The sequence below is a fragment of the Streptomyces sp. NPDC045026 genome, from assembly GCF_056432625.1.
In genome coordinates, this window is sequence record NZ_JBWKIS010000031.1 from 21000 (window position 1) to 42186 (window position 21187).

Consider the following 21187-nt stretch of genomic DNA (forward strand, 5'->3'; position numbering starts at 1 on the left):
CCGGCCGTCCGCATTCCCGGGCCCGCCATTTGACGGCAGGCCCGGCGGACCCTTGTCCCTCGAATGCCGGTACGGATGACCCGATCGGTACGCGAGGGGTGGTCGCGTTGCCGGATTTCGGGTACATACGACCGAGTAGCACCCGTCGGTAGTCGATGCCGGACGGCCCCTACTCGCGACGAGGTGAGCCCTCATGGCGGCCCCAACATCCCAGCAGCCATCCGTATCGGAACGCGAGGCCCGGCAGGTCGCCGAGGCCGCGCGCGAACAGGGCTGGCGCAAGCCGAGCTTCGCCAAGGAGCTCTTCCTCGGGCGCTTCAGGCTGGACCTGATCCACCCCCATCCACAGCCGGCGGACGAGGACGTCCGGCGCGGCGAGGAGTTTCTCGCCAAGTTGCGCGCCTTCTGCGAGACCCGGATCGACTCGGCCCGCATCGAGCGCGAGGCGCAGATCCCCGACGAGGTGATCAACGGGCTCAAGGAGCTCGGCGCCCTCGGCATGAAGATCGACATCAAGTACGGCGGCCTCGGCCTCACGCAGGTCTACTACAACAAGGCGCTCTCCCTGGTCGGCTCCGCGAACCCCGCGATCGGCGCCCTCCTGTCGGCCCACCAGTCCATCGGTGTGCCGCAGCCGCTGAAGATCTTCGGGACGCAGGAGCAGAAGGACAAGTTCCTGCCGCGCTGCGCCAGCACCGACATCACCGCGTTCCTGCTGACCGAGCCCGACGTCGGCTCGGACCCGGCGCGCCTCGCCACGACGGCCGTGCCCGACGGGGACTCGTACGTCCTCGACGGCGTGAAGCTGTGGACGACGAACGGCGTCGTCGCCGATCTGCTCGTCGTCATGGCGCGGGTGCCGAAGGCGGAGGGGCGCAAGGGCGGCATCACGGCCTTCGTCGTGGAGGCCGACTCCGAAGGGATCACGGTCGAGAACCGCAACGCCTTCATGGGCCTGCGCGGCCTGGAGAACGGGGTGACTCGCTTCCACCAGGTCAGGGTCCCGGCCGCGAACCGCATCGGCGCCGAGGGCGCCGGCCTCAAGATCGCCCTCACCACCCTCAACACGGGCCGGCTCTCGCTGCCCGCGATGTGCGTGGGCGCGGGCAAGTGGTGCCTGAAGATCGCCCGCGAGTGGTCGGGCGCGCGCGAGCAGTGGGGCAAGCCGGTCGCGTTCCACGAGGCGGTCGGCCAGAAGATCTCGTTCATCGCCGCGACGACCTTCGCGCTCGAAGCCGTCGTCGACCTGTCCTCGCAGATGGCCGACGAGGACCGCAACGACATCCGCATCGAGGCAGCCCTCGCCAAGCTCTTCGGCTCCGAGATGGGCTGTCTGATGGCGGACGAGCTGGTCCAGATCCGCGGCGGCCGCGGCTTCGAGACCGCCGAGTCCCTCGCGGCGCGCGGCGAACGCGCCGTCCCCGCCGAGCAGCTCCTGCGCGACCTGCGCATCAACCGCATCTTCGAGGGCTCGACCGAGATCATGCACCTGCTCATCGCCCGCGAGGCCGTGGACGCGCACCTGTCCGTCGCCGGTGACCTGATCGACCCCGACAAGTCCCTGTCCGACAAGGCGAAGGCGGGCGCGAAGGCCGGCGGCTTCTACGCGCGCTGGCTGCCGAAGCTCGTCGCCGGACCCGGCCAACTCCCCAACTCCTACAGCGAGTTCCACCCCGCCGGCCACGCCGACCTCTCCGGTCATCTGCGCTACGCCGAGCGTTCGGCGCGCAAGCTGGCCCGCTCCACCTTCTACGCCATGTCCCGCTGGCAGGGAAAGATGGAGACCAAGCAGGGCTTCCTCGGCCGGATCGTCGACATCGGCGCCGAACTCTTCGCGATCAGCGCGACCTGCGTACGGGCCGAGCACCTGCGCGGCAGCGGCGAACACGGCCGCGAGGCCTACCAGCTCGCCGACGTGTTCTGCAGCCAGTCCCGCGTCCGCGTCGACGAACTCTTCGGCCGCCTGTGGCACAACACCGACGAACTGGACCGCAAGGTCACCAAGGGCGTTCTCGGCGGGGCCTACACCTGGCTGGAGGAGGGCATCATCGACCCGAGCGGCGACGGCGCGTGGATCGCGGACGCGACCCCCGGCCCCTCGAAGCGGGAGAACGTCCGCCGCCCCATCCGCTGAACCGCGCCCCGGGGCCCGCGGGCATCTCGCCCGCAGCGAGGCCTGCAGGCCCCGGGGACGGACCATGACCGGCAGGTGAACCGAGTCGCCCTCCTTGCCCCAGACGGCGACGAGGCGGACATTGGGTGCAGGGGAGGAGTTCCCGTGCCGGGTACCGGAATCGACCGCATCACCTCCAGGATCATGCGCGCGGGCGAAGGCAGAATCCTGCGCAAGCTCCAGCGCGTCGCCGACCAGGTCAACTCGGTCGAGGACGACTTCCGCGCGCTCACCGACGCCGAACTCCAGGCCCTCACCGCCGAGTTCAGGCAGCGCCACGCCGACGGCGAGAGCCTGGACGACCTCATGCCCGAGGCCTTCGCCGCCATCCGCGAGGCCGCGCGCCGCACGCTCGGCATGCGCCACTTCGACGTACAGCTGATGGGCGGCGCCGCGCTCCACCTCGGCAACATCGCCGAGATGCAGACCGGCGAGGGCAAGACCCTGGCCGCGACCCTGCCCGTCTACCTCAACGCCCTGGCCGGGAAAGGCGTCCACCTCGTCACCGTCAACGACTACCTCGCCGAGCGCGACGCCGCCTGGATGGGCCGGGCCTACCGGTTCATGGGCCTCACCGTCGGCGTCGTCAGGACCGACCTGGACCCGGCCGACCGGCGCGTCGCGTACGCCTGCGACATCACGTACGGCACCAACACCGAGTTCGGCTTCGACTACCTGCGCGACAACATGGCGTGGTCGAAGGACGAACTGGTGCAGCGCGGCCACCACTTCGCGATCGTCGACGAGGCGGACTCGATCCTCATCGACGAGGCCCGTACGCCGCTGATCATCTCCGGCCCGGCCGACCAGCCCACCCACTGGTACGGCGTCTTCGCGGGACTGGTCCGGAACATGACGGGCGTCCGGGTCCAGGACGAGAACTTCACCAGCCAGGCCGACAAGGACCGGCTCGCCGCGCTACGGGACTCGTACGACTACGAGTACGACCCGAAGAAGCGGACCGTGGCGATCCTGGACCGCGGGGTCACGTACCTGGAGGACCAGCTCGGCATCGAGAACTTCTACGAGGCGGCCCACACCCCGCTCGTCGGGCACCTGAACAACGCGCTCAAGGCCAAGGAGCACTTCAAGAACGACAAGGACTACGTCGTCATCGACGGCGAGGTCCTCATCGTCGACGAGCACACCGGCCGCATCCTCGCCGGCCGCCGCTACAACGAGGGCCTGCACCAGGCCATCGAGGCCAAGGAAGGGGTGACCATCAAGGACGAGAACCAGACGCTCGCCACGATCACCCTGCAGAACTTCTTCCGCCTCTACTCCAAGCTCGGCGGCATGACCGGCACCGCCATGACCGAGGCCGCCGAGTTCCACCAGATCTACAAGCTGCACGTCGTGCCCATCCCCACCAACCGGCCGATGGTCCGCCGCGACGACCCCGACCTGATCTACCGCACCGAGAGCGCCAAGCTCGACGCGATCGTCGAGGACATCGCCGACAAGCACGCCGCCGGCCAGCCCGTCCTCGTCGGCACCACCTCCGTCGAGAAGTCCGAGCTCCTGTCCGAACGGCTCAGGAGGCACGGCATCCGGCACGAGGTCCTCAACGCCAAGAACCACCGCAGCGAGGCCCAGATCGTCGCCCAGGCCGGCCGCAAGGGCGCCGTCACCGTCGCGACGAACATGGCCGGCCGCGGCACCGACATCATGCTCGGCGGCAACCCCGAGGCGATGACCGCCGCCGCACTCGAAGAACTCGAAGAACTCGAAGACCCCGAAGAACACAGCCCCGCCGAGGACGACGACGCCGGTCGGCGCCGCGCAGTCGAGGAGCGCGTCACCGCGTCCGCCGCCGCCGAGCACGACGAGGTGAAGGAGCTCGGCGGGCTCTACGTCCTCGGCACCGAGCGGCACGAGTCCCGGCGCATCGACAACCAGCTGCGCGGCCGCTCGGGGCGCCAGGGCGACCCCGGGGCGTCCCGCTTCTACCTGTCCCTGGAGGACGACCTGATGCGCCTGTTCCGCGCCCAGGTCGTCGACCGGGTCATGGCCATGGCGAACGTCCCCGCGTCCGTGCCCATCGAGAACAAGATGGTCACCCGCGCCATCGCCTCCGCCCAGTCCCAGGTCGAGCAGCAGCACTTCGAGTCCCGCAAGGACGTCCTCAAGTTCGACGAGGTACTCAACCGGCAGCGCACCCTCATCTACCGCGAACGCCGCCGCGTCCTGGAGGGCGAGGACCTGCGCGCCCAGGTCCTCCGCTTCATGGACGACACCGTCGGGGCGTACATCACCCACGAGACCGCCGAGGGCTACCCGGAGGAGTGGGACCTCGACGTCCTCTGGGCCGCCTTCCACGAGCTCTACCCGTGCGGCATCACCGCCGACGAGCTCGACGACGCGGTCGGCGGGCGCGCCGAGCTGACCGCGGACGTCCTCCTCGCCGCCGTCACCGAGGACATCCACGCCCGGTACGAGGAGCGCGAGAGCGAGCTCGGCGCCGACGCCCTGCGCGACCTGGAACGCCTCGTCGTCCTCGCCGTCCTGGACCGCAAATGGCGCGAACACCTCTACGAGATGGACTACCTCCGCGACGGCATCGGCCTGCGCTACACCCTCGGCCGCGAGCCGATCTTCGAGTACGAACGCGAGGGGTTCGACCTGTTCACGGCCATGATGGACGCCATCAAGGAGGAGTCCGTCGGCTACGTCTTCAACCTCGACACCACCGCCGACGCGCCGCCCTCCGACGCCCTCGACGCGGGCCGGCGCCCCGACCGTCTCCACTTCAGCGCGCCCACCCTCGACACCGCCGGGGGCAAACAGGAAGGCGACTTCAACACCGTCCCCGACGAGGACGCACCGCGCGACGCGGAGCCGCCCGGACCCTCCCCGCGGCCGTCCGCCTGAGCGAAGGGCCGCCGCCGGCGCAGGCGATGACGAACCGCCGGGGGACGCGCTGTCCGAGGCGCCCGGAGACCACGCCACAATGGGGGCATGAGCGACAGCGCATCCCCCCTCGCGGACCCGCACCTCGTCTACGACCCTGCCGGCACGGACGGCCCGCGGGACGTCGTCATCCTCGGCTCCACGGGCTCGATCGGCACCCAGGCCATCGACCTGGTGCTGCGCAACCCCGACCGCTTCACGGTCACCGCGCTGTCCGCCGCGGGCGGCCGGGTCGGCCTGCTCGCCGAACAGGCCAGGCAGCTGCGCGTACGGACCGTCGCGGTCGCCCGCGAGGACGTCGTGCCCGCCCTGCGCGAGGCCCTGAGCGCGCAGTACGCCGACGGCGAGCCGCTCCCCGAGATCCTGGCAGGACCCGACGCGGCCACCCAGCTCGCCGCCTCGCCCTGCCACACGGTGCTCAACGGCATCACCGGATCCATCGGCCTCGCTCCGACCCTTGCCGCCCTGGAGGCCGGCCGCACCCTGGCCCTCGCCAACAAGGAGTCGCTCATCGTCGGCGGCCCCCTGGTCAAGGCGCTCGCGAAGCCGGGCCAGATCATCCCGGTCGACTCCGAACACGCCGCGCTCTTCCAGGCCCTCGCGGCCGGCAAGCGCGCGGACGTCCGCAAGCTCGTCGTCACCGCGTCCGGCGGCCCCTTCCGGGGACGGACGAAGGCGGACCTCGCGCACGTCACACCCGAGGACGCGCTCGCGCACCCGACCTGGGCGATGGGCCCGGTCATCACCGTCAACTCCGCGACCCTCGTCAACAAGGGCCTGGAGGTGATCGAGGCGCACCTCCTCTACGACATTCCGTTCGAGAGGATCGAGGTGGTCGTGCACCCGCAGTCCTACGTACATTCCATGGTCGAGTTCACGGACGGCTCCACCCTCGCCCAGGCCACCCCGCCTGACATGCGAGGACCCATCGCCATCGGCCTCGGCTGGCCCGAGCGGATCCCCGACGCGGCACCCGCGTTCGACTGGACGAAGGCGTCGAACTGGGAGTTCTTCCCCCTCGACACCGAGGCCTTCCCCTCGGTCGGGCTCGCCCGGCACGTCGGCGAGCTCGCGGGCACGGCCCCGGCAGTGTTCAATGCCGCAAACGAGGAGTGCGTGGACGCGTTCCTGAACGGCGCGCTGCCGTTCAACGGCATCATGGACACCGTCACGAAGGTCGTCGAGGAACACGGCGCGCCTTCGGCCGCGACATCGGGAACTTCCCTGACCGTCGCGGACGTCCTCGAAGCGGAGACCTGGGCACGCGCCCGGGCCCGTGAACTGACCGCACAGGCGACATCGACCGCGGAGGCTCGTGCATGACGACCCTGATGATGATCCTCGGCATAGTCGTCTTCGCGATCGGGCTGCTCGTCTCGATCGCCTGGCACGAGCTGGGGCATCTGTCGACCGCGAAGCTCTTCAAGATCCGCGTGCCGCAGTACATGGTCGGCTTCGGCCCGACGGTCTGGTCACGCAAGAAGGGCGACACGGAGTACGGCGTCAAGGCGATCCCGCTGGGCGGCTACATCCGCATGATCGGCATGTTCCCGCCCGGCCCGGACGGGAAGATCCAGTCCCGCTCCACCTCACCGTTCCGCAGCATGGTCGAGGACGCGCGGGCGGCGGCCTTCGAGGAGCTCCAGCCGGGCGACGAGACCCGCCTCTTCTACACGCGCAAGCCGTGGAAGAGGGTCATCGTGATGTTCGCGGGCCCCTTCATGAACCTGATCCTCGCGGTCGGCCTGTTCTTCACGGTCCTGATGGGATTCGGCATCACCCAGCAGACCACCACGGTCAGCTCGGTCCAGCAGTGCGTGGTCAAGCAGAGTGAGAACCGCGACACCTGCAAGAAGTCCGACCCGGCCTCCCCGGCCGCGGCGGCCGGACTGCGGGCCAAGGACAAGATCGTCTCGTTCAACGGCGTGAAGACCGACCAGTGGAACACCCTCTCCGACGAGATCCGCGCCAACCCCGGCAAGACCGTCGACATCGTGGTCCTGCGCGACGGCCAGGAGAAGGTCCTGCACGCCAAGATCGCCACCAACCAGGTGGCGAAGAAGGACGGCAGCGGCCAGATCGTCCAGGGCGAGTACATCAACGCCGGATTCCTCGGCTTCAGCGCCTCGACCGGTGTCGTGCGCCAGGACTTCGGCGACTCCGTGACGTGGATGGGCGACCGGGTCGGCGACGCCGTCAGTTCGCTCGCCGCCCTGCCCGGCAAGATCCCGGCCCTGTGGGACGCGGCCTTCGGCGACGGCCCGCGTGAGCCGGACTCGCCGATGGGCGTCGTCGGCGCGGCCCGCGTCGGCGGGGAGATCTTCAACCTGGACATCCCGGCGACGCAGCAGCTGGGCATGGCCCTGATGCTCGTCGCGGGGTTCAACCTGTCGCTGTTCCTCTTCAACATGCTGCCGCTGCTCCCGCTGGACGGCGGGCACATCGCCGGCGCCCTGTGGGAGTCGCTGCGACGGAACGTGGCGAAGGTCTTCAAGCGGCCCGACCCCGGCCCGTTCGACGTGGCGAAGCTGATGCCCGTCGCCTACGTCGTGGCCGGAATCTTCGTCTGCTTCACCGTCCTCGTACTGATCGCGGACGTCGTCAACCCGGTCAAAATCACGTAGTTACCCATGGTTCAGAGAAAAAGGGGCCGCGTGCAACGCGTCGAGTAGGGCGGTGGCGGGAGACGGGAGGGCGGCCAGGCATGTTCTGTGCCTGGCCGCCTACCTTTGAGTGGACTTCCGGACGTGATGTGCCCGGCGCCGGGCCGGTGCCGTAATCTCGAAGCCTGGAGCCCGCTCACCACGGGACCCCGATCCGTGTCTTCTTCTCGGGTCTCGATTCCACACCTTGGGGTTGCACAGCAGATGACTGCGATTTCTCTCGGCATGCCGTCCGTTCCGACCAAGCTCGCCGAGCGCCGCAGGAGCCGGCAGATCCAGGTCGGCACCGTGGCGGTCGGCGGAGACGCACCGGTGTCGGTGCAGTCCATGACGACGACCCGTACGTCCGACATCGGGGCCACGCTGCAGCAGATCGCCGAGCTCACGGCGTCCGGCTGCCAGATCGTGCGGGTGGCGTGCCCCACGCAGGACGACGCGGACGCGCTCGCGACCATCGCGCGGAAGTCGCAGATCCCCGTCATCGCGGACATCCACTTCCAGCCGAAGTACGTCTTCGCGGCCATCGAGGCGGGCTGCGCGGCGGTCCGGGTGAACCCGGGCAACATCAAGCAGTTCGACGACAAGGTCAAGGAGATCGCGCAGGCGGCCAAGGACCACGGCACTCCGATCCGCATCGGCGTGAACGCGGGTTCGCTCGACGCCCGTTTGCTGAAGAAGTACGGCAAGGCGACGCCCGAGGCGCTCGTCGAGTCGGCGCTGTGGGAGGCGTCGCTCTTCGAGGAGCACGGCTTCCGCGACATCAAGATCTCGGTCAAGCACAACGACCCGGTCGTGATGGTGAACGCCTACCGCCAGCTCGCCGCGGCCAGTGACTACCCGCTGCACCTCGGCGTCACCGAGGCGGGCCCGGCCTTCCAGGGCACCATCAAGTCCGCCGTCGCCTTCGGGGCGCTGCTGAGTGAGGGCATCGGCGACACCATCCGCGTCTCCCTCTCGGCCCCGCCGGTCGAGGAGATCAAGGTGGGCAACCAGATCCTGGAGTCGCTCAACCTCAAGCCGCGCCGCCTGGAGATCGTCTCCTGCCCGTCCTGCGGCCGCGCCCAGGTCGACGTCTACAAGCTCGCCGAAGAAGTCACCGCGGGCCTGGACGGCATGGAGGTCCCGCTGCGCGTCGCCGTCATGGGCTGCGTCGTGAACGGACCGGGCGAGGCCCGCGAGGCGGATCTCGGCGTCGCGTCGGGCAACGGCAAGGGTCAGATCTTCGTGAAGGGCGAGGTCATCAAGACCGTCCCCGAGTCGAAGATCGTCGAGACCCTCATCGAAGAGGCGCTGAAGATCGCCGAGCAGATGGAACAGGACGGCGTCGCCTCCGGCGAGCCCACGGTGGCCGTCGCCGGCTGACCCACGTTCTGACGCCGAGGCCCGTCGTCCCTTCGGGGAGGACGGGCCTTGTCGTTGTGCGGGTGCGGCGCTGCCTCATCGATGAGATGCCCTGGCGAAGCCGGGCGTCTCAGGGGCGCGGGGAACCGACGCGAGCAACCACACACCGCCGGCACCCGCCCGACAACGACAACCCCGGCAGACGAAAAGGCGCGGGGCCACCGCAGGCAGGCCCCCGAACACCGGCCTCCCCAGAGGCAGAGGCGCCGCACAATTGAGGCAGGTAAGGTGCGGAGACCAGCAGACCGTATGGTGAGGCCCCCGCACGTGTTGACTCAGACCACTACCCGGGTCCTCGAACCGAGTGACCTCGACGCCGCGCTCGCCGTGCTCGACCGCGAGCCGGTTGCCAATGCCTTCGTGGCGTCCCGCGTCCAGGTCGCGGGCCTCGACCCGTGGCGGCTGGGCGGCGAGATGTGGGGCTGGTACGAGGGCGGGATGCTCGAGTCCCTCTGCTACGCGGGCGCGAACCTGGTGCCGATCTGTGCCACTCCGAGGGCCGTGCGCGGGTTCGCCGACCGGGCCCGCAGGGCCGGGCGCCGCTGTTCCTCCATCGTCGGCCCCGCCGAGTCCACCGCCCTGCTGTGGCGGCTGCTCGAACCGAACTGGGGCCCCGCCAGGGACGTACGCGCCCAGCAGCCCCTCATGCTTGCCGAGCGGCTCCCCGAGGACATCGCCCCGGATCCGTACGTCCGCCGCGTCCGCAAGGACGAGATGGAGGCGATCATGCCGGCCTGCGTGGCGATGTTCACCGAGGAGGTCGGGGTCTCGCCGCTGGCCAGTGACGGTGGCCTGCTGTACCAGGCGCGGGTGGCCGAGCTGGTCGGCTCCGGGCGCTCGTTCGCCAGGTTCGACGAGCACGGCAAGGTGATCTTCAAGGCCGAGATCGGTGCCGCGACGATGCGGGCCTGCCAGATCCAGGGCGTGTGGATCGCCCCCGAACACCGCGGCCGCGGCCTCGCGGCCCCCGGCATGGCGGCGGTCATGCGCTATGCGCTCGCGGATATAGCGCCGCTGGTCAGCCTGTACGTGAATGACTTCAACACCCCCGCGCGGGCCGCGTACCGCCGGGTCGGATTCGAGGAAGTCGGCGCGTTCATGAGCGTCCTGTTCTGACGCGCTCGCGCGTTCCGGGTGGCACGTGTCTCACATATTTGGCGCCGTTTGACATTAGCGCCCCTTATGGCAGATAAAGAAGCACCTTTGGTTCAAGCTTCACACAGTGTGAACGACCTCCGTGCGCACCGGTGTGGACGCTGATGGATTTCTACGCGAATGAGTGCCGCCATGCCCGACCGTGCCACTGACCCCTCCCAGGCCTGGGAGGAGTGGCGTGCCGAGCGGCACCGCTCCGTCACCGGCCCCACCGGGAACCTCGCCCTCGTCGAGACCCGCTGGCTGCCCGCGGGCGAGCGCCCCGACCTCACGGCCGCCCGCGCCGGACAGCGCGACAGCGTGAGCGTCACGACCGTCGAGCGCACCGACCTGGTGACCGGCGAGCCCGAGTACGCGCTGCGGTTCTGGGACGCCGAGTCCCCCGCGATCCGGAACTTCGAGCGCACCGACGCCTTCCCGTTCGACCCGGCCTGGGTCCTGGACGCCACGTACACCCCCGTCGAGGACGCCCGCCGCGTCGCCTTCGAGCACATCCGGGACAACGGCGGCACCCGCGATCTCGCCGTCCCCGGAGACATCGCGCTCACCGTCGACGGCACCGACTACACGCTCAGCGCCTTCGACGACGACGGCACGCTGCTGCTCGTCTTCGGTGACCCGACCAACGGGACGGCCACCTACGGCGCGGGCCGGTTCCTCTTCGTCGAGCACACGGGCGAGGGGCGGGTGCGGCTCGACTTCAACCGCGCGTTCGTCCCGCCCTGCGGGTTCTCCGATCAGTACAACTGCCCGATGCCGCCGCGGCAGAACCGCTTCCATCTGCCCGTGGAAGCGGGCGAGAAGCTCCCCGTCTTCCGCGCCGACTTCGCCGACCAGCACTGATCCCCGCGCCCCCCGCCGCCCCCCCCGCACGAAGGCAGCCCCCATGAACCTCCCCAAGAAGCCCCTGTCCGCCGGTGTGCTCACCGTCGCCCTCGCCGTGACCCTCGCCGCGTGCGGTGGCTCCGGCGGCAACAACGGCAGCGGCGGCAGTGGCGCGTACGACAAGAACGCCACGGTCAACATCGGCTCCCTGTACGAGCCGCAGAACCTGGACAACACCGGGGGCGGCGGCCAGGGCGTCACCGAGGCGCTCAACGGCAACGTCTACGAGGGCCTGTTCAAGCTCACCGACGACGGCAAGGTCGAGAACCTCCTCGCCAAGGACTACAAGGTCTCCGGCGACGGGCTCAGCTACACCTTCACCCTGCGCGACGGCGTGAAGTTCCACAGTGGCAAGGCGCTGACCAGCAAGGACGTCAAGTACAGCCTGGAGAAGGTGATCGCGCCGGACTCGCAGTCCGCGCGCAAGAGCAATCTTGAGGTCATCAAGTCGGTCGACACCCCCGACGCGAAGACCGTGAAGGTCACGCTGAAGCAGAAGTCGATCTCCTTCGTCTACAACCTGTCCTACGTCTGGATCATCAACGACCAGGCGAAGAACCTGAAGACGACCGAGGACGGCACGGGCCCGTACAAGCTGGGCAAGTGGACGCGCGGTTCGGCGCTCAGCCTCGACCGCTTCCCCGGCTACTGGGGCACCGCCGCCACGAACAAGCAGGTCGTCCTCCACTACTACAAGGACGCGACCGCGCTGAACAACGCGCTCCTGACGAACGCCGTCGACGTCGTGACCGGTGAGCAGTCTCCCGACGCCCTCGACCAGTTCAAGTCCAACCAGAACTACAAGGTCAACGACGGCAATTCGACGACCAAGCTCCTGCTCGCCTTCAACGACAAGGCCAAGCCCTTCACGGACGTCAAGGTCCGCCAGGCCGTCTCGTCCGCGATCGACGACAAGAAGCTCCTCGAGTCCGTCTGGGGCGGCTACGGCAAGGAGATCGGGTCGATGGTGCCGCCCACCGACCCCTGGTACGAGGACCTGACCAAGGTCAACGCGTACGACCCCGCCGAGGCCAGGAAGCTGCTCAAGGAGGCCGGTTACGCGAAGGGCTTCAGCTTCACGCTGGACACCCCGAACTACGACCCGCACCCGACGGCCGCCACCTTCATCAAGTCGCAGCTCGCCAAGGTCGGCATCACCGTCAAGATCAACACGATCACGCCCGACGAGTGGTACACGAAGGTCTACAAGAACCACGACTTCTCGGCCACGCTCCAGGAGCACGTGAACGACCGCGACCTCGTCTGGTACGGCAACCCCGACTTCTACTGGGGCTACGACAACAAGCAGGTCGCCAAGTGGGTCGAGGACGCCGAGAAGGCGTCGTCGACGCAGGCGCAGACCGACCTCCTCAAGAAGGTCAACCGCAAGACCGCCGAGGACGCCGCCAGCGACTGGCTGTACCTGTACCCGCAGATCGTCGTCGCCAACAGCAAGCTGTCCGGCTACCCGGTCAACGGCCTGAACTCGCAGTTCTTCGCATACGACATAAAGAAGGGCTGATGACCGGCTATCTCCTGCGCCGGCTGGCCTTCCTCGTCGTCTCCCTGTTCCTCGCGAGCGTCGTCCTGTTCGTACTCCTGAGGATGCTGCCCGGCGACCCGGCGAACGCGCTCACCTCCGTGGGCGCCTCGCCGGAGCAGATTGCGGCGGCGCGGCACTCCATCGGCTCCGACAAACCGCTGCCCGAGCAGTTCACGCACTGGATAGGCCAGCTGGCGACCGGCGACCTCGGCACGTCCTTCGTCAGCTCGCTGCCCGTCGGCCCCGAGGTCACCCAGCGCCTGAGCGTCACCGTGCCGCTGACCCTGTCCGCGTTCGTGCTCGCCGTACTGATCGCGATTCCGGCCGGCTTCGTCGCCGCGTACAAGCGCCGGACCTGGTACGGCGGCCTGCTCAGCGCGGTGTCCCAACTGGGCATCGCCGTCCCGGTGTTCTGGCTCGGCATGATCCTCATCGCCGTGTTCGCGCTGAACGCGGGCTGGCTGCCGTCCGGTGGCTTCCCGCCGGACGGCTGGTCCGACCCGGCACAGGCGATCCGCTCCCTCGTGCTCCCCGTCGTCACCATCGCCCTCGTCATGTCGGCGTCCCTGATCCGCTACGTCAGATCGGCGACGCTCGACGTCCTCGACAGCGACTACCTGCGCACCTCGCGCGCCCTCGGCTCGTCCTTCGGGCAGGCCATGTGGCGCCACGGACTGCGCAACGCCTCCGTGCCGGTCATCTCGATCCTCGGCATCGAACTCGCGTCGACCCTGCTCGGCGCCGTCGTCGTCGAGTCCGTGTACGCGCTGCCGGGGCTCGGCTCCCTGCTCGCCACCGGCATCGCCCAGCACGACTACCCCGTCATCCAGGGCGTCCTGTTCGTCTCCACGCTCGCCGTGCTGCTCATCGGCTTCGCCGCCGACCTCGTGCAGCGGATCATCGACCCACGGCTGCGCCACCGGCTCTCGGGAGGTGCCCGATGAAGCGTTCCGCGACCCTGTGGACGGGATGCGTCCTCGCCGGACTCATCGCCCTCATCGCACTCGTCTCCCTCTTCTGGCTCCCGTTCGACCCCTCCGACACCTCCGGCGGACGGCTCGCCGGACCCGGCGACGGACACCTGATCGGCACCGACAAACTCGGCCGTGACCTGCTGACGCAGCTCATGACCGGATCCAGGATCGCGATCGCGGCCGGGCTCGGCTCCGTCCTGATCGCGGCCGTCGTCGGCATCACGCTCGGCCTCGTAGCGGCGTTCGCCCAGGGCTGGTTCGACGACACCGTCTCTGCCCTGCTCGACATCCTCATCGCGTTCCCGACGCTGCTGCTCGCCATGCTCATCGTCTCGGCCCGCTCGGCGACCCTCACCTCGGCGGTCCTCGCGATCGGCCTCGCCCAGAGCGCGATCGTCGCGCGGCTGACCCGGATCCTGGCCAAACGCGTCCTCGCGCAGGACTACATCACCGCGTCCCGCACCTCAGGCACCTCCTGGCCGCGGATCGTCGGCGCGCACGTGCTGCCCAACATCTGGCCCACGCTCGCGGTCAACCTGGCCCTCCAGTTCGGCCTCGCCGTCCTCGCCGAGGCGAGCCTGTCCTACCTCGGCCTCGGCGCCCCGCCGCCCAACGCCTCATGGGGGCGCATGCTCCAGGAGGCCCAGGCGACGTTCACGACCGCGCCGGCCGGCGCCCTCGCGCCCGGCATCCTCCTCGTCCTGCTCGTCATCGGCGTCAACCTCGTCGCCGACGGCCTGCGCGACACCTTCGACCCGGCCCGGCGCAGGAGGACAGCGGCATGAGCCTGCTCGACGTACGCGACCTCACCATCCGCACGAGCGACGGCCGCGCCCTCGTCCGCGACCTCAGCTTCTCCGTCGACCGGGGCGAACGGCTCGGCCTCATCGGCGAGTCCGGGTCCGGCAAGTCACTCACCACCCTCGCCGTGCTCGGCCTCCTCCCCGACGGGATGACCGCCACGGGCAGCGTCGAACTCGACGGCACCCAGATCGTCGGCGCGAGCGAGAAGCGGCTCGTGGACGTCCGCGGCAGCGCCGCCGCGATCGTCTTCCAGGAGCCGCTGACCGCGCTCGACCCGCTGATGCGCGTGGGCCGGCAGCTCGCCGAACCGCTGCGCCGCCGCCGCGGCCTCAAGGGCGACGCGCTCCGCAAGGCCGTCGCCGAAGCCCTCGAACAGGTCAGGCTGCCCGAACCCGGGCGCATCGCCCGCGCGTTCCCGCACGAGATCTCCGGCGGCCAGCGCCAGCGCGTGGCCCTAGCCATGGCGCTCGCCTGCGAGCCCGACCTGCTCATCGCCGACGAGCCGACCACCGCGCTCGACGTCACCGTGCAGTCCGAGATGCTCGTACTCCTCGACACCCTCGTCGGCGAGCGCGGGATGGCCGTCCTCTTCGTCAGCCACGACCTGGCCGTCGTCTCACGCGTCACCGACCGCGTCCTCGTGATGAAGGACGGGCGCGCGGTCGAGGACGGGACCGTGCGCGACCTGGTGCGCGCGCCCCGGCAGGCGTACACGAAGGCGCTCGTCGACAGCGCGCGGAAGCTCGAATCCGCCCTGGACCTGGGAGAGCCCCGATGACCGCCGTACTCGAACTCGACTCGGTCGGACACACCTACCGGGGGGCCGCGGCGCCCGTCGTCGAGGACGTCTCCCTCACCGTCGACGCGGGCCACAGCCTCGCGCTCGTCGGCGAGTCCGGGGCCGGCAAGACGACCCTGCTCCGGCTCCTCCTCGGCCTTGCCCGCCCCACCACCGGAACCGTCCGCTTCGACGGGGACCCCCTGCGACTCGGCGACCGCGAGCAGATGAGGCGCTTCCGGCGCTCCGTGCAGTGCGTCTTCCAGGACCCGTACGCCTCCCTCGACCCGCGCCGGCGCGTCAGCCACATCGTCGCCGAACCGCTGCGCTCCCTCGGCGTGGCCACCGGCGCCGCCGCGCACGCGAAGGTCGCCGAGGCCCTCGAACAGGTCGGACTCCCGGCGGACGCGGCGTCGCGCTACCCGCACGAGTTCTCCGGCGGGCAGCGCCAGCGCATCGCCATCGCCAGGGCCACCGTGTGCGACCCACGCGTCCTGCTCGCCGACGAACCGGTCAGTGCGCTCGACGTCACCACCCGCGTCAAGGTCGTCGACCTGCTCGGCGAACTCAAGCAGGAGCGGGGCCTGACCATCGTCATGGTCTCCCACGACCTGTCCGTGGTGGCCGCCCTGTGCGAACGGACCGCCGTACTCGAACGCGGACGCGTCGTCGAGCAGGGCCAGACCCGTGACGTGCTCGGATCGCCCGAACACCCCTACACGCGGCGGCTGCTCGACAGCGTTCCCCGGCTGCCCGTTTGATCAGCTGAGGGCCGCCGGACGGCCCTGTAGTCTCCCCGTCATGACCCAGGACGATGTCGTCACCATCGGGCCTCTCGACCTCGCGGAACACGTGGACGAGGCACTGGCCGTGCAGGCGTACGCCTTCGGCCTGAGCGACGACGAGATCGCCGTGCGCCGCCAGATCGTGCTGCGGCACCTCACTTACCCCGGAGCGCGCGCCCTCGGCGCCCACACCGAGGGCGGCCGGCTCGTCGGCTTCGTCTACGGCATGCCGAACGACCGCGCCCACTGGTGGTCCACCGTGGTGGAGCCCTATCTGCGCACGCGGACGCTGGACGCGTGGCTCGACGACTCCTTCGTGATCACCGAGCTGCACGTCCACCCCCGCTACCAGAACCGCGGGATCGGCCGCTCCCTCATCACGACCATCACGGACAGCGCCGCCGAGCCCAGGTCGATCCTCTCGGCCATCGACTTCGACAGCCCGGCCCGCGGCCTGTACCACTCGCTCGGCTACGAGGACCTCGCCCGGCAGGTCCTCTTCCCCAGCGCTCCCAGGCCCTACGCGGTCATGGGCGCACCGCTCCCGCTGCGTCGCTGAAGGCAGCCGATTTCCGGGCGCGGGACGGACCCGGCTAACCTCCTGCACATCCCTACCTTTCGCAGCAGGAGTCAAAATCATGGCCCAGGTCCAGCGCATGTCCCGGTTGATGGTCAAGACACTGCGTGACGACCCGGCCGACGCCGAGACGCTCAACCACAAACTGCTCGTCCGGGCCGGGTACGTGCGCCGCACGGCCGCCGGCATCTGGTCCTGGCTGCCGCTGGGCAAGAAGGTCCTGGAGAACGTCGCCCGCGTGGTCCGCGAGGAGATGGACGACATGGGCGGCCAGGAGGTCCTGCTCCCGGCCCTGCTGCCCAAGGAGCCCTATGAGGCGACGGGACGCTGGGAGGAGTACGGCCCCGAGCTGTTCCGCCTGAAGGACCGCAAGGGCGCGGAGTACCTCCTCGGCCCGACCCACGAGGAGATCTTCACGCAGCTGGTCAAGGACCAGTGCTCGTCCTACAAGGACCTGCCCGTGATCCTCTACCAGATCCAGGCGAAGTACCGCGACGAGGCCCGCCCGCGCGCCGGCATCCTGCGCGGCCGCGAGTTCCTCATGAAGGACTCGTACTCCTTCGACACCACCGACGAGGGCCTGGCCGAGTCGTACGCCCTGCACCGCGAGGCGTACATCAAGATCTTCGAGCGCCTCGGCCTCGACCACCGCATCGTCTCCGCCGTCTCCGGCGCGATGGGCGGCTCGGCCTCCGAGGAGTTCCTCGCCCCGGCCCCGGCCGGCGAGGACACCTTCGTCGACTGCCCGGCCTGCGACTACGCCGCCAACACCGAGGCCGTCACCTTCGCCGCACCCGCGGCACAGAGCACGGAGTACCCGGCCGTCGAGGAACTCGACACCCCCGACACCCCGACCATCGAGACCCTCGCCGCCCACCTGGGCGTCCAGGCCTCGCAGACCCTGAAGAACCTCCTGGTGAAGGTCGACGGCGAGATCGTCGCCGTGGGCGTGCCCGGCGACCGCGAGGTGGACCTCGGCAAGCTCGGCGAGCACCTCTCCCCGGCCGTCGTCGAGCTCGTCACGGCCGAGGACTTCGAGGGCCGCGACGACCTCGTACGCGGTTACGTGGGCCCGCAGGGCCTGGAGAAGGTCCGCTACATCGCCGACCCGCGCATCGCCGCCGGCACGGCCTGGATCACCGGCGCCAACAAGCCCGGCAAGCACGCCAGGAACGTCGTCGCGGGCCGCGACTTCGAGGTCGACGACTACCTCGACGTCGTCGTGGTCGAGGCGGGCGACCCCTGCCCCAAGTGCGGCACCGGCCTGCGCCTGGACCGCGCCATCGAGATCGGCCACATCTTCCAGCTCGGCCGCAAGTACGCCGACGCCTTCCAGCTCGACGTCCTCGGCAACCAGGGCAAGCCGGTCCGCGTGACCATGGGCTCGTACGGCATCGGCGTCTCCCGCGCCGTGGCCGCCCTCGCCGAGCAGACCGCGGACGACAAGGGCCTGTGCTGGCCCAAGGAGATCGCCCCGGCCGACGTCCACGTCGTCGCCGCCGGCAAGGCCCTCCAGACGGAGCTGGCGCTCGACGTCTCCCAGAAGCTGGGCGCCGCCGGTGTCCGCGTGCTGGTCGACGACCGCGCCGGTGTCTCGCCGGGCGTGAAGTTCACCGACGCCGAGCTGATCGGTGTCCCGCAGATCCTCGTCGCGGGCCGCCGTTCGGCCGAGGGCGTCGTGGAGCTGAAGGACCGCAAGACCGGTGAGCGCGAGGAGCTGACGGTCGAGGAGGCCATCGCTCGTCTGACTGCCTGATCGGTACGCACTGAGGGCCGGGACTCTGCTGAGTTCCGGCCCTCAGTCGCGCCCCGTAAGGGGCGCGGGGCTGTGACATGTGCGGCTCCGCCGGGTGGGCGCGAACAGCCACGTATGGCCCGCACGCGAAGCCCGTCAGAGCCACCCCGCGAACTCCAGCAGCAGCTCCGCATCCCGCGAACGCCCCACGCGCAGTGCCCGTACACCGGACTCCACCGCGCGGAACAGCGTCCAGCCGCGCAGCCGCTCCTGGTCCACGTCGAGGGACTCCGCGAGCCGCTTCACGCGCCGCCGCGTCGTCGCCGCACCGGACGGCGACGCGATCAGGTCCTCCACCCGGTCCCTCACGAGCCGAGCGAGATCGAAGGCGCACTCACCGACCACCGGGTCGGGTCCCACCGCGAGCCACGGCGTCCGCTCCCCGGCCAGCACCTTGCTCTGCCGGAACGTCCCGTGCAGCAGCCGCACCTCCGGCGGCGCCACGAGCAGCTCGTCCCGAGCGGTGAGCGCCGCGTCGACCAGGGGCGCGACGTCCGGCTCCGCGGCGGCGGTGGCCCGCATCGCCTCGGCCTGACGGCCCGTCCGGTGGGCGACCGTCTCGCAGGAACGCCAGGACGGCGGTTCCACCCACAGCCTGCGCAGCGTGCCGGCCGCCTCGAGGAGGGCCTTCGCCTCGGGCAGCGAACGCACCGACACCTCGGGGTGCAGGCGCTCCAGGAGCAGGTCGCCGCCGTCGCCGAGAAGCTGCACCGCTCCGAAGCCGTTCCAGTGCGTGAGCGCCGCGTGCTCGGCCTCCGGGCGGAAGCGCTCCGGCGCCAGTTTGAGGACGGCGGGTGATCCGTCGGCCCGCCGCACCAGGACGACGAGACTGCTGCGCCCGCCCGGCACATGCACCCGCTCGACCGTCAACTCAAGCCGCTCCACGGCCTCTTGAAGAATCCCCGGCAGCCTCGCCAGCCACGCGGACGCCCCGTCGTCCCGCACCTCACCGAGCGCGTTGACCAGCCGCTTCGGCGGTTCGAAAGACATGCGCGAGTAACTCCCTTTCCCGTGACCGTCCCCGTGACCGCGGACCGTACGTGTGACCGTGCCGGCTACGCCTGCGGTGTCGCGGACGCTTCGGGCGCCGCGGACCGCTCGGCGAGACCAGGGAAGGCTACGCTGCCGCCCCGCCACCGCACCGCCCGCACCGCCGCCTCCCGCAGCGCGTCCGCCGCCCCGCGGCGCCGCGCGCCCTCGGAAGCCCGCACCAGGTCCGAGTAGACCCCGGCGACGCGGTCCTCGATGTCCGCCGCGAGCCGCGCCGCCGCCGCCGAGTCCGGCACGGGGAAGGGCAGCGCGTAGGCGCCGGCGGACGGCTCGGGCTCGCCGCCGAGGTCACGGACCGTGCGCCGCAGGTCGTCACGGCGCGCGCGGTGCGCGTCGTACGCGGTGCGCGCCTCGGGCCTGCGGCTCTCGCCGATCCGGCCGCCGACGACGCCGTACCCGTAAACAGCCGCGTGCTCGGCGGCCAGTGCCGCCTGGACCGCGGTGAGGAGCTGCTTGTCGCTGTCGTCCTTGTCGCGCTTGTCGGCCATGTCAGTCCTTCGTCAGCAGATACGCGTGGCCGGCGCCCGCGGCGGCCACCGAGGCGAGCAGCCGCGCCAGTTCGGCGGGGGCGTCGACCAGGGCGGCCGCACGACGGTCGGCGAGTTCCCGTTCGTTCGCCGCCAGTGCCCGCACCATGTCCTTCTCGGAGGCCGGTGCGGCGGACGGCGACGGGGAGGCCGAGGCCGGTGCTGCCGGGCGGGCCGGCGCACCGAAACTCTTCGCGTGCCGGGCCACCTCGTCCCGCAGCGGGCCGAGCCGCGCGGCCAGGGCCGGATGGGCCGCGAGCGCGGCCTCGTACCGGTCGAGCAGGTCGCCGCTGTCCCGGGCCGCGCGCGCCTTGATCCGCTGAGCGGCGGACACGCTGCGCGCGCCCCTGGCACCGTCGGACGCGGAGTCCTCGCCATCGGAACAGCCGGTCAGGAGCGCGGCCCCGGCCACCGAGGCCAGCACGCTCCTTCTACGCGGCCCCGCGGGGGCCCCAGTGGTCAACGGCACGGCAGACGTCCTCGGCAGGAAGGATGGCAGGAAGGATTCAGCAGGAGTGGCGGGCGGCAGGCCCAATGATCACCGTACCTTCGGCCCCCGCCGGGTGGACGGCAACACCCCCCTGGACCGGATACCCTTTGACCTGACACACGACGAGACCACAACAGCACACGCGGCCGAGGAGTCACCCGGATGAGCACCACCCAGAGCGAGAGGCTGCGGTCACTACTGGAACCGCTCGTGAGCTCCCAGGGCCTCGATCTCGAAGAGATCGAAGTGGCATCGGTCGGACGTAAGCGAGTGCTGCGAGTCGTCGTCGACTCCGATGCCGGAGCAGATCTGGACCAGATCGCCGATGTGAGCCGCGCGCTCTCGGCGAAGCTCGACGAGACGGACGCCATGGGCGAGGGCGAGTACGACCTCGAGGTCGGCACCCCCGGCGCCGAGCGGCCGCTGACCGAGCACCGGCACTACGTGCGCGCGGTCGACCGCCTGGTGAAGTTCCAGCTGGCCGACGGTGCCGACACCGAGCTCGTCGCGCGGATCCTGAAGGTCGACGACGAAGGCCTGGACCTCGAGGTGCCCGGCGTGAAGGGGCGCAAGCCCACCGCCCGCAGGCTCACCTTCGACGACATCGCCAAGGCGCGCGTGCAGGTCGAGTTCAACCGTAAGAACAAGAACGAAGAGAATGCAGAGGAGGCGTAGCC

The 21187-nt window shown here is 70.2% G+C and carries 18 protein-coding genes; 15 read left to right on the forward strand and 3 right to left on the reverse strand.

Features of this window, described 5'->3' with window-relative positions:
• Nucleotides 1–193: 193 nt before the first annotated feature.
• From AC07EJ_RS39030 to AC07EJ_RS39095, 14 genes are all read left to right on the forward strand, one after another.
• Entirely contained in the window at nt 194–2134 is a 1941-nt protein-coding gene (locus AC07EJ_RS39030; protein WP_389485584.1) for an acyl-CoA dehydrogenase family protein, read from the forward strand.
• A gap of 183 nt (nt 2135–2317) precedes the next feature.
• Nucleotides 2318–5044: a preprotein translocase subunit SecA gene (gene secA / locus AC07EJ_RS39035; protein ID WP_478886023.1), complete on the forward strand. Its 2727-nt coding sequence runs from the start codon at nt 2318–2320 to the stop codon at nt 5042–5044.
• A gap of 87 nt (nt 5045–5131) precedes the next feature.
• Nucleotides 5132–6406, forward strand: coding sequence for a 1-deoxy-D-xylulose-5-phosphate reductoisomerase (dxr, locus tag AC07EJ_RS39040; RefSeq protein WP_389485586.1), 1275 nt, complete (start codon nt 5132–5134; stop codon nt 6404–6406).
• A gap of 8 nt (nt 6407–6414) precedes the next feature.
• A complete protein-coding gene (locus tag AC07EJ_RS39045; protein WP_389485731.1) occupies nt 6415–7707 on the forward strand; it encodes a M50 family metallopeptidase in 1293 nt (430 codons plus the stop codon).
• A 243-nt stretch (nt 7708–7950) separates the two neighbouring features.
• Nucleotides 7951–9108 (forward strand): flavodoxin-dependent (E)-4-hydroxy-3-methylbut-2-enyl-diphosphate synthase, encoded by a 1158-nt coding sequence (ispG, locus tag AC07EJ_RS39050; RefSeq protein WP_478886007.1) that lies wholly within the window; start codon nt 7951–7953, stop codon nt 9106–9108.
• Between the two features lie 306 nt (nt 9109–9414).
• Nucleotides 9415–10263 (forward strand): GNAT family N-acetyltransferase, encoded by an 849-nt coding sequence (locus AC07EJ_RS39055; protein WP_478886008.1) that lies wholly within the window; start codon nt 9415–9417, stop codon nt 10261–10263.
• A gap of 159 nt (nt 10264–10422) precedes the next feature.
• Complete coding sequence (locus tag AC07EJ_RS39060; protein WP_389485590.1) at nt 10423–11145, forward strand: DUF1684 domain-containing protein; 723 nt, start codon at nt 10423–10425, stop codon at nt 11143–11145.
• A gap of 43 nt (nt 11146–11188) precedes the next feature.
• Complete coding sequence (locus AC07EJ_RS39065) at nt 11189–12709, forward strand: ABC transporter substrate-binding protein (RefSeq protein ID WP_389485592.1); 1521 nt, start codon at nt 11189–11191, stop codon at nt 12707–12709.
• Nucleotides 12709–13674: an ABC transporter permease gene (locus tag AC07EJ_RS39070; protein WP_393587001.1), complete on the forward strand. Its 966-nt coding sequence runs from the start codon at nt 12709–12711 to the stop codon at nt 13672–13674. Before AC07EJ_RS39065 ends, AC07EJ_RS39070 begins: the two co-directional genes overlap by 1 nt.
• Entirely contained in the window at nt 13671–14489 is an 819-nt protein-coding gene (locus AC07EJ_RS39075; protein ID WP_389485595.1) for an ABC transporter permease, read from the forward strand. The genes AC07EJ_RS39070 and AC07EJ_RS39075 overlap by 4 nt, the downstream gene beginning before the upstream one ends.
• On the forward strand, nt 14486–15286 hold the full coding sequence (locus tag AC07EJ_RS39080; protein WP_389485597.1) for an ATP-binding cassette domain-containing protein: 801 nt from the start codon (nt 14486–14488) through the stop codon (nt 15284–15286). The genes AC07EJ_RS39075 and AC07EJ_RS39080 overlap by 4 nt, the downstream gene beginning before the upstream one ends.
• The gene (locus AC07EJ_RS39085; protein ID WP_389485600.1) at nt 15283–16047 is read left to right on the forward strand and encodes an ABC transporter ATP-binding protein; all 765 of its coding nucleotides are present in this window, start codon (nt 15283–15285) and stop codon (nt 16045–16047) included. The genes AC07EJ_RS39080 and AC07EJ_RS39085 overlap by 4 nt, the downstream gene beginning before the upstream one ends.
• A 40-nt stretch (nt 16048–16087) precedes the next feature.
• Nucleotides 16088–16630 carry a GNAT family N-acetyltransferase gene (locus AC07EJ_RS39090; RefSeq protein WP_389485603.1) on the forward strand — a complete coding sequence of 181 codons (543 nt, stop codon included), beginning with the start codon at nt 16088–16090 and terminating at the stop codon, nt 16628–16630.
• 79 nt (nt 16631–16709) lie between these two features.
• Nucleotides 16710–18404: a proline--tRNA ligase gene (locus AC07EJ_RS39095; RefSeq protein ID WP_478886009.1), complete on the forward strand. Its 1695-nt coding sequence runs from the start codon at nt 16710–16712 to the stop codon at nt 18402–18404.
• A gap of 135 nt (nt 18405–18539) precedes the next feature.
• Here AC07EJ_RS39095 and AC07EJ_RS39100 read toward each other — a convergent pair whose 3' ends face one another.
• From AC07EJ_RS39100 to AC07EJ_RS39110, 3 genes are all read right to left on the reverse strand, one after another.
• Nucleotides 18540–19433 (reverse strand): aminoglycoside phosphotransferase family protein, encoded by an 894-nt coding sequence (locus AC07EJ_RS39100; protein WP_389485608.1) that lies wholly within the window; start codon nt 19431–19433, stop codon nt 18540–18542.
• 65 nt (nt 19434–19498) lie between these two features.
• Entirely contained in the window at nt 19499–19981 is a 483-nt protein-coding gene (locus AC07EJ_RS39105) for a ferritin-like domain-containing protein (protein ID WP_389485611.1), read from the reverse strand.
• 1 nt (nt 19982) lies between these two features.
• Complete coding sequence (locus AC07EJ_RS39110) at nt 19983–20444, reverse strand: hypothetical protein (RefSeq protein ID WP_393587008.1); 462 nt, start codon at nt 20442–20444, stop codon at nt 19983–19985.
• Between the two features lie 228 nt (nt 20445–20672).
• Here AC07EJ_RS39110 and rimP point away from each other — a divergent pair, with 228 nt between their 5' ends.
• The gene (rimP, locus tag AC07EJ_RS39115; protein WP_389485615.1) at nt 20673–21185 is read left to right on the forward strand and encodes a ribosome maturation factor RimP; all 513 of its coding nucleotides are present in this window, start codon (nt 20673–20675) and stop codon (nt 21183–21185) included.
• Nucleotides 21186–21187: the final 2 nt, after the last annotated feature.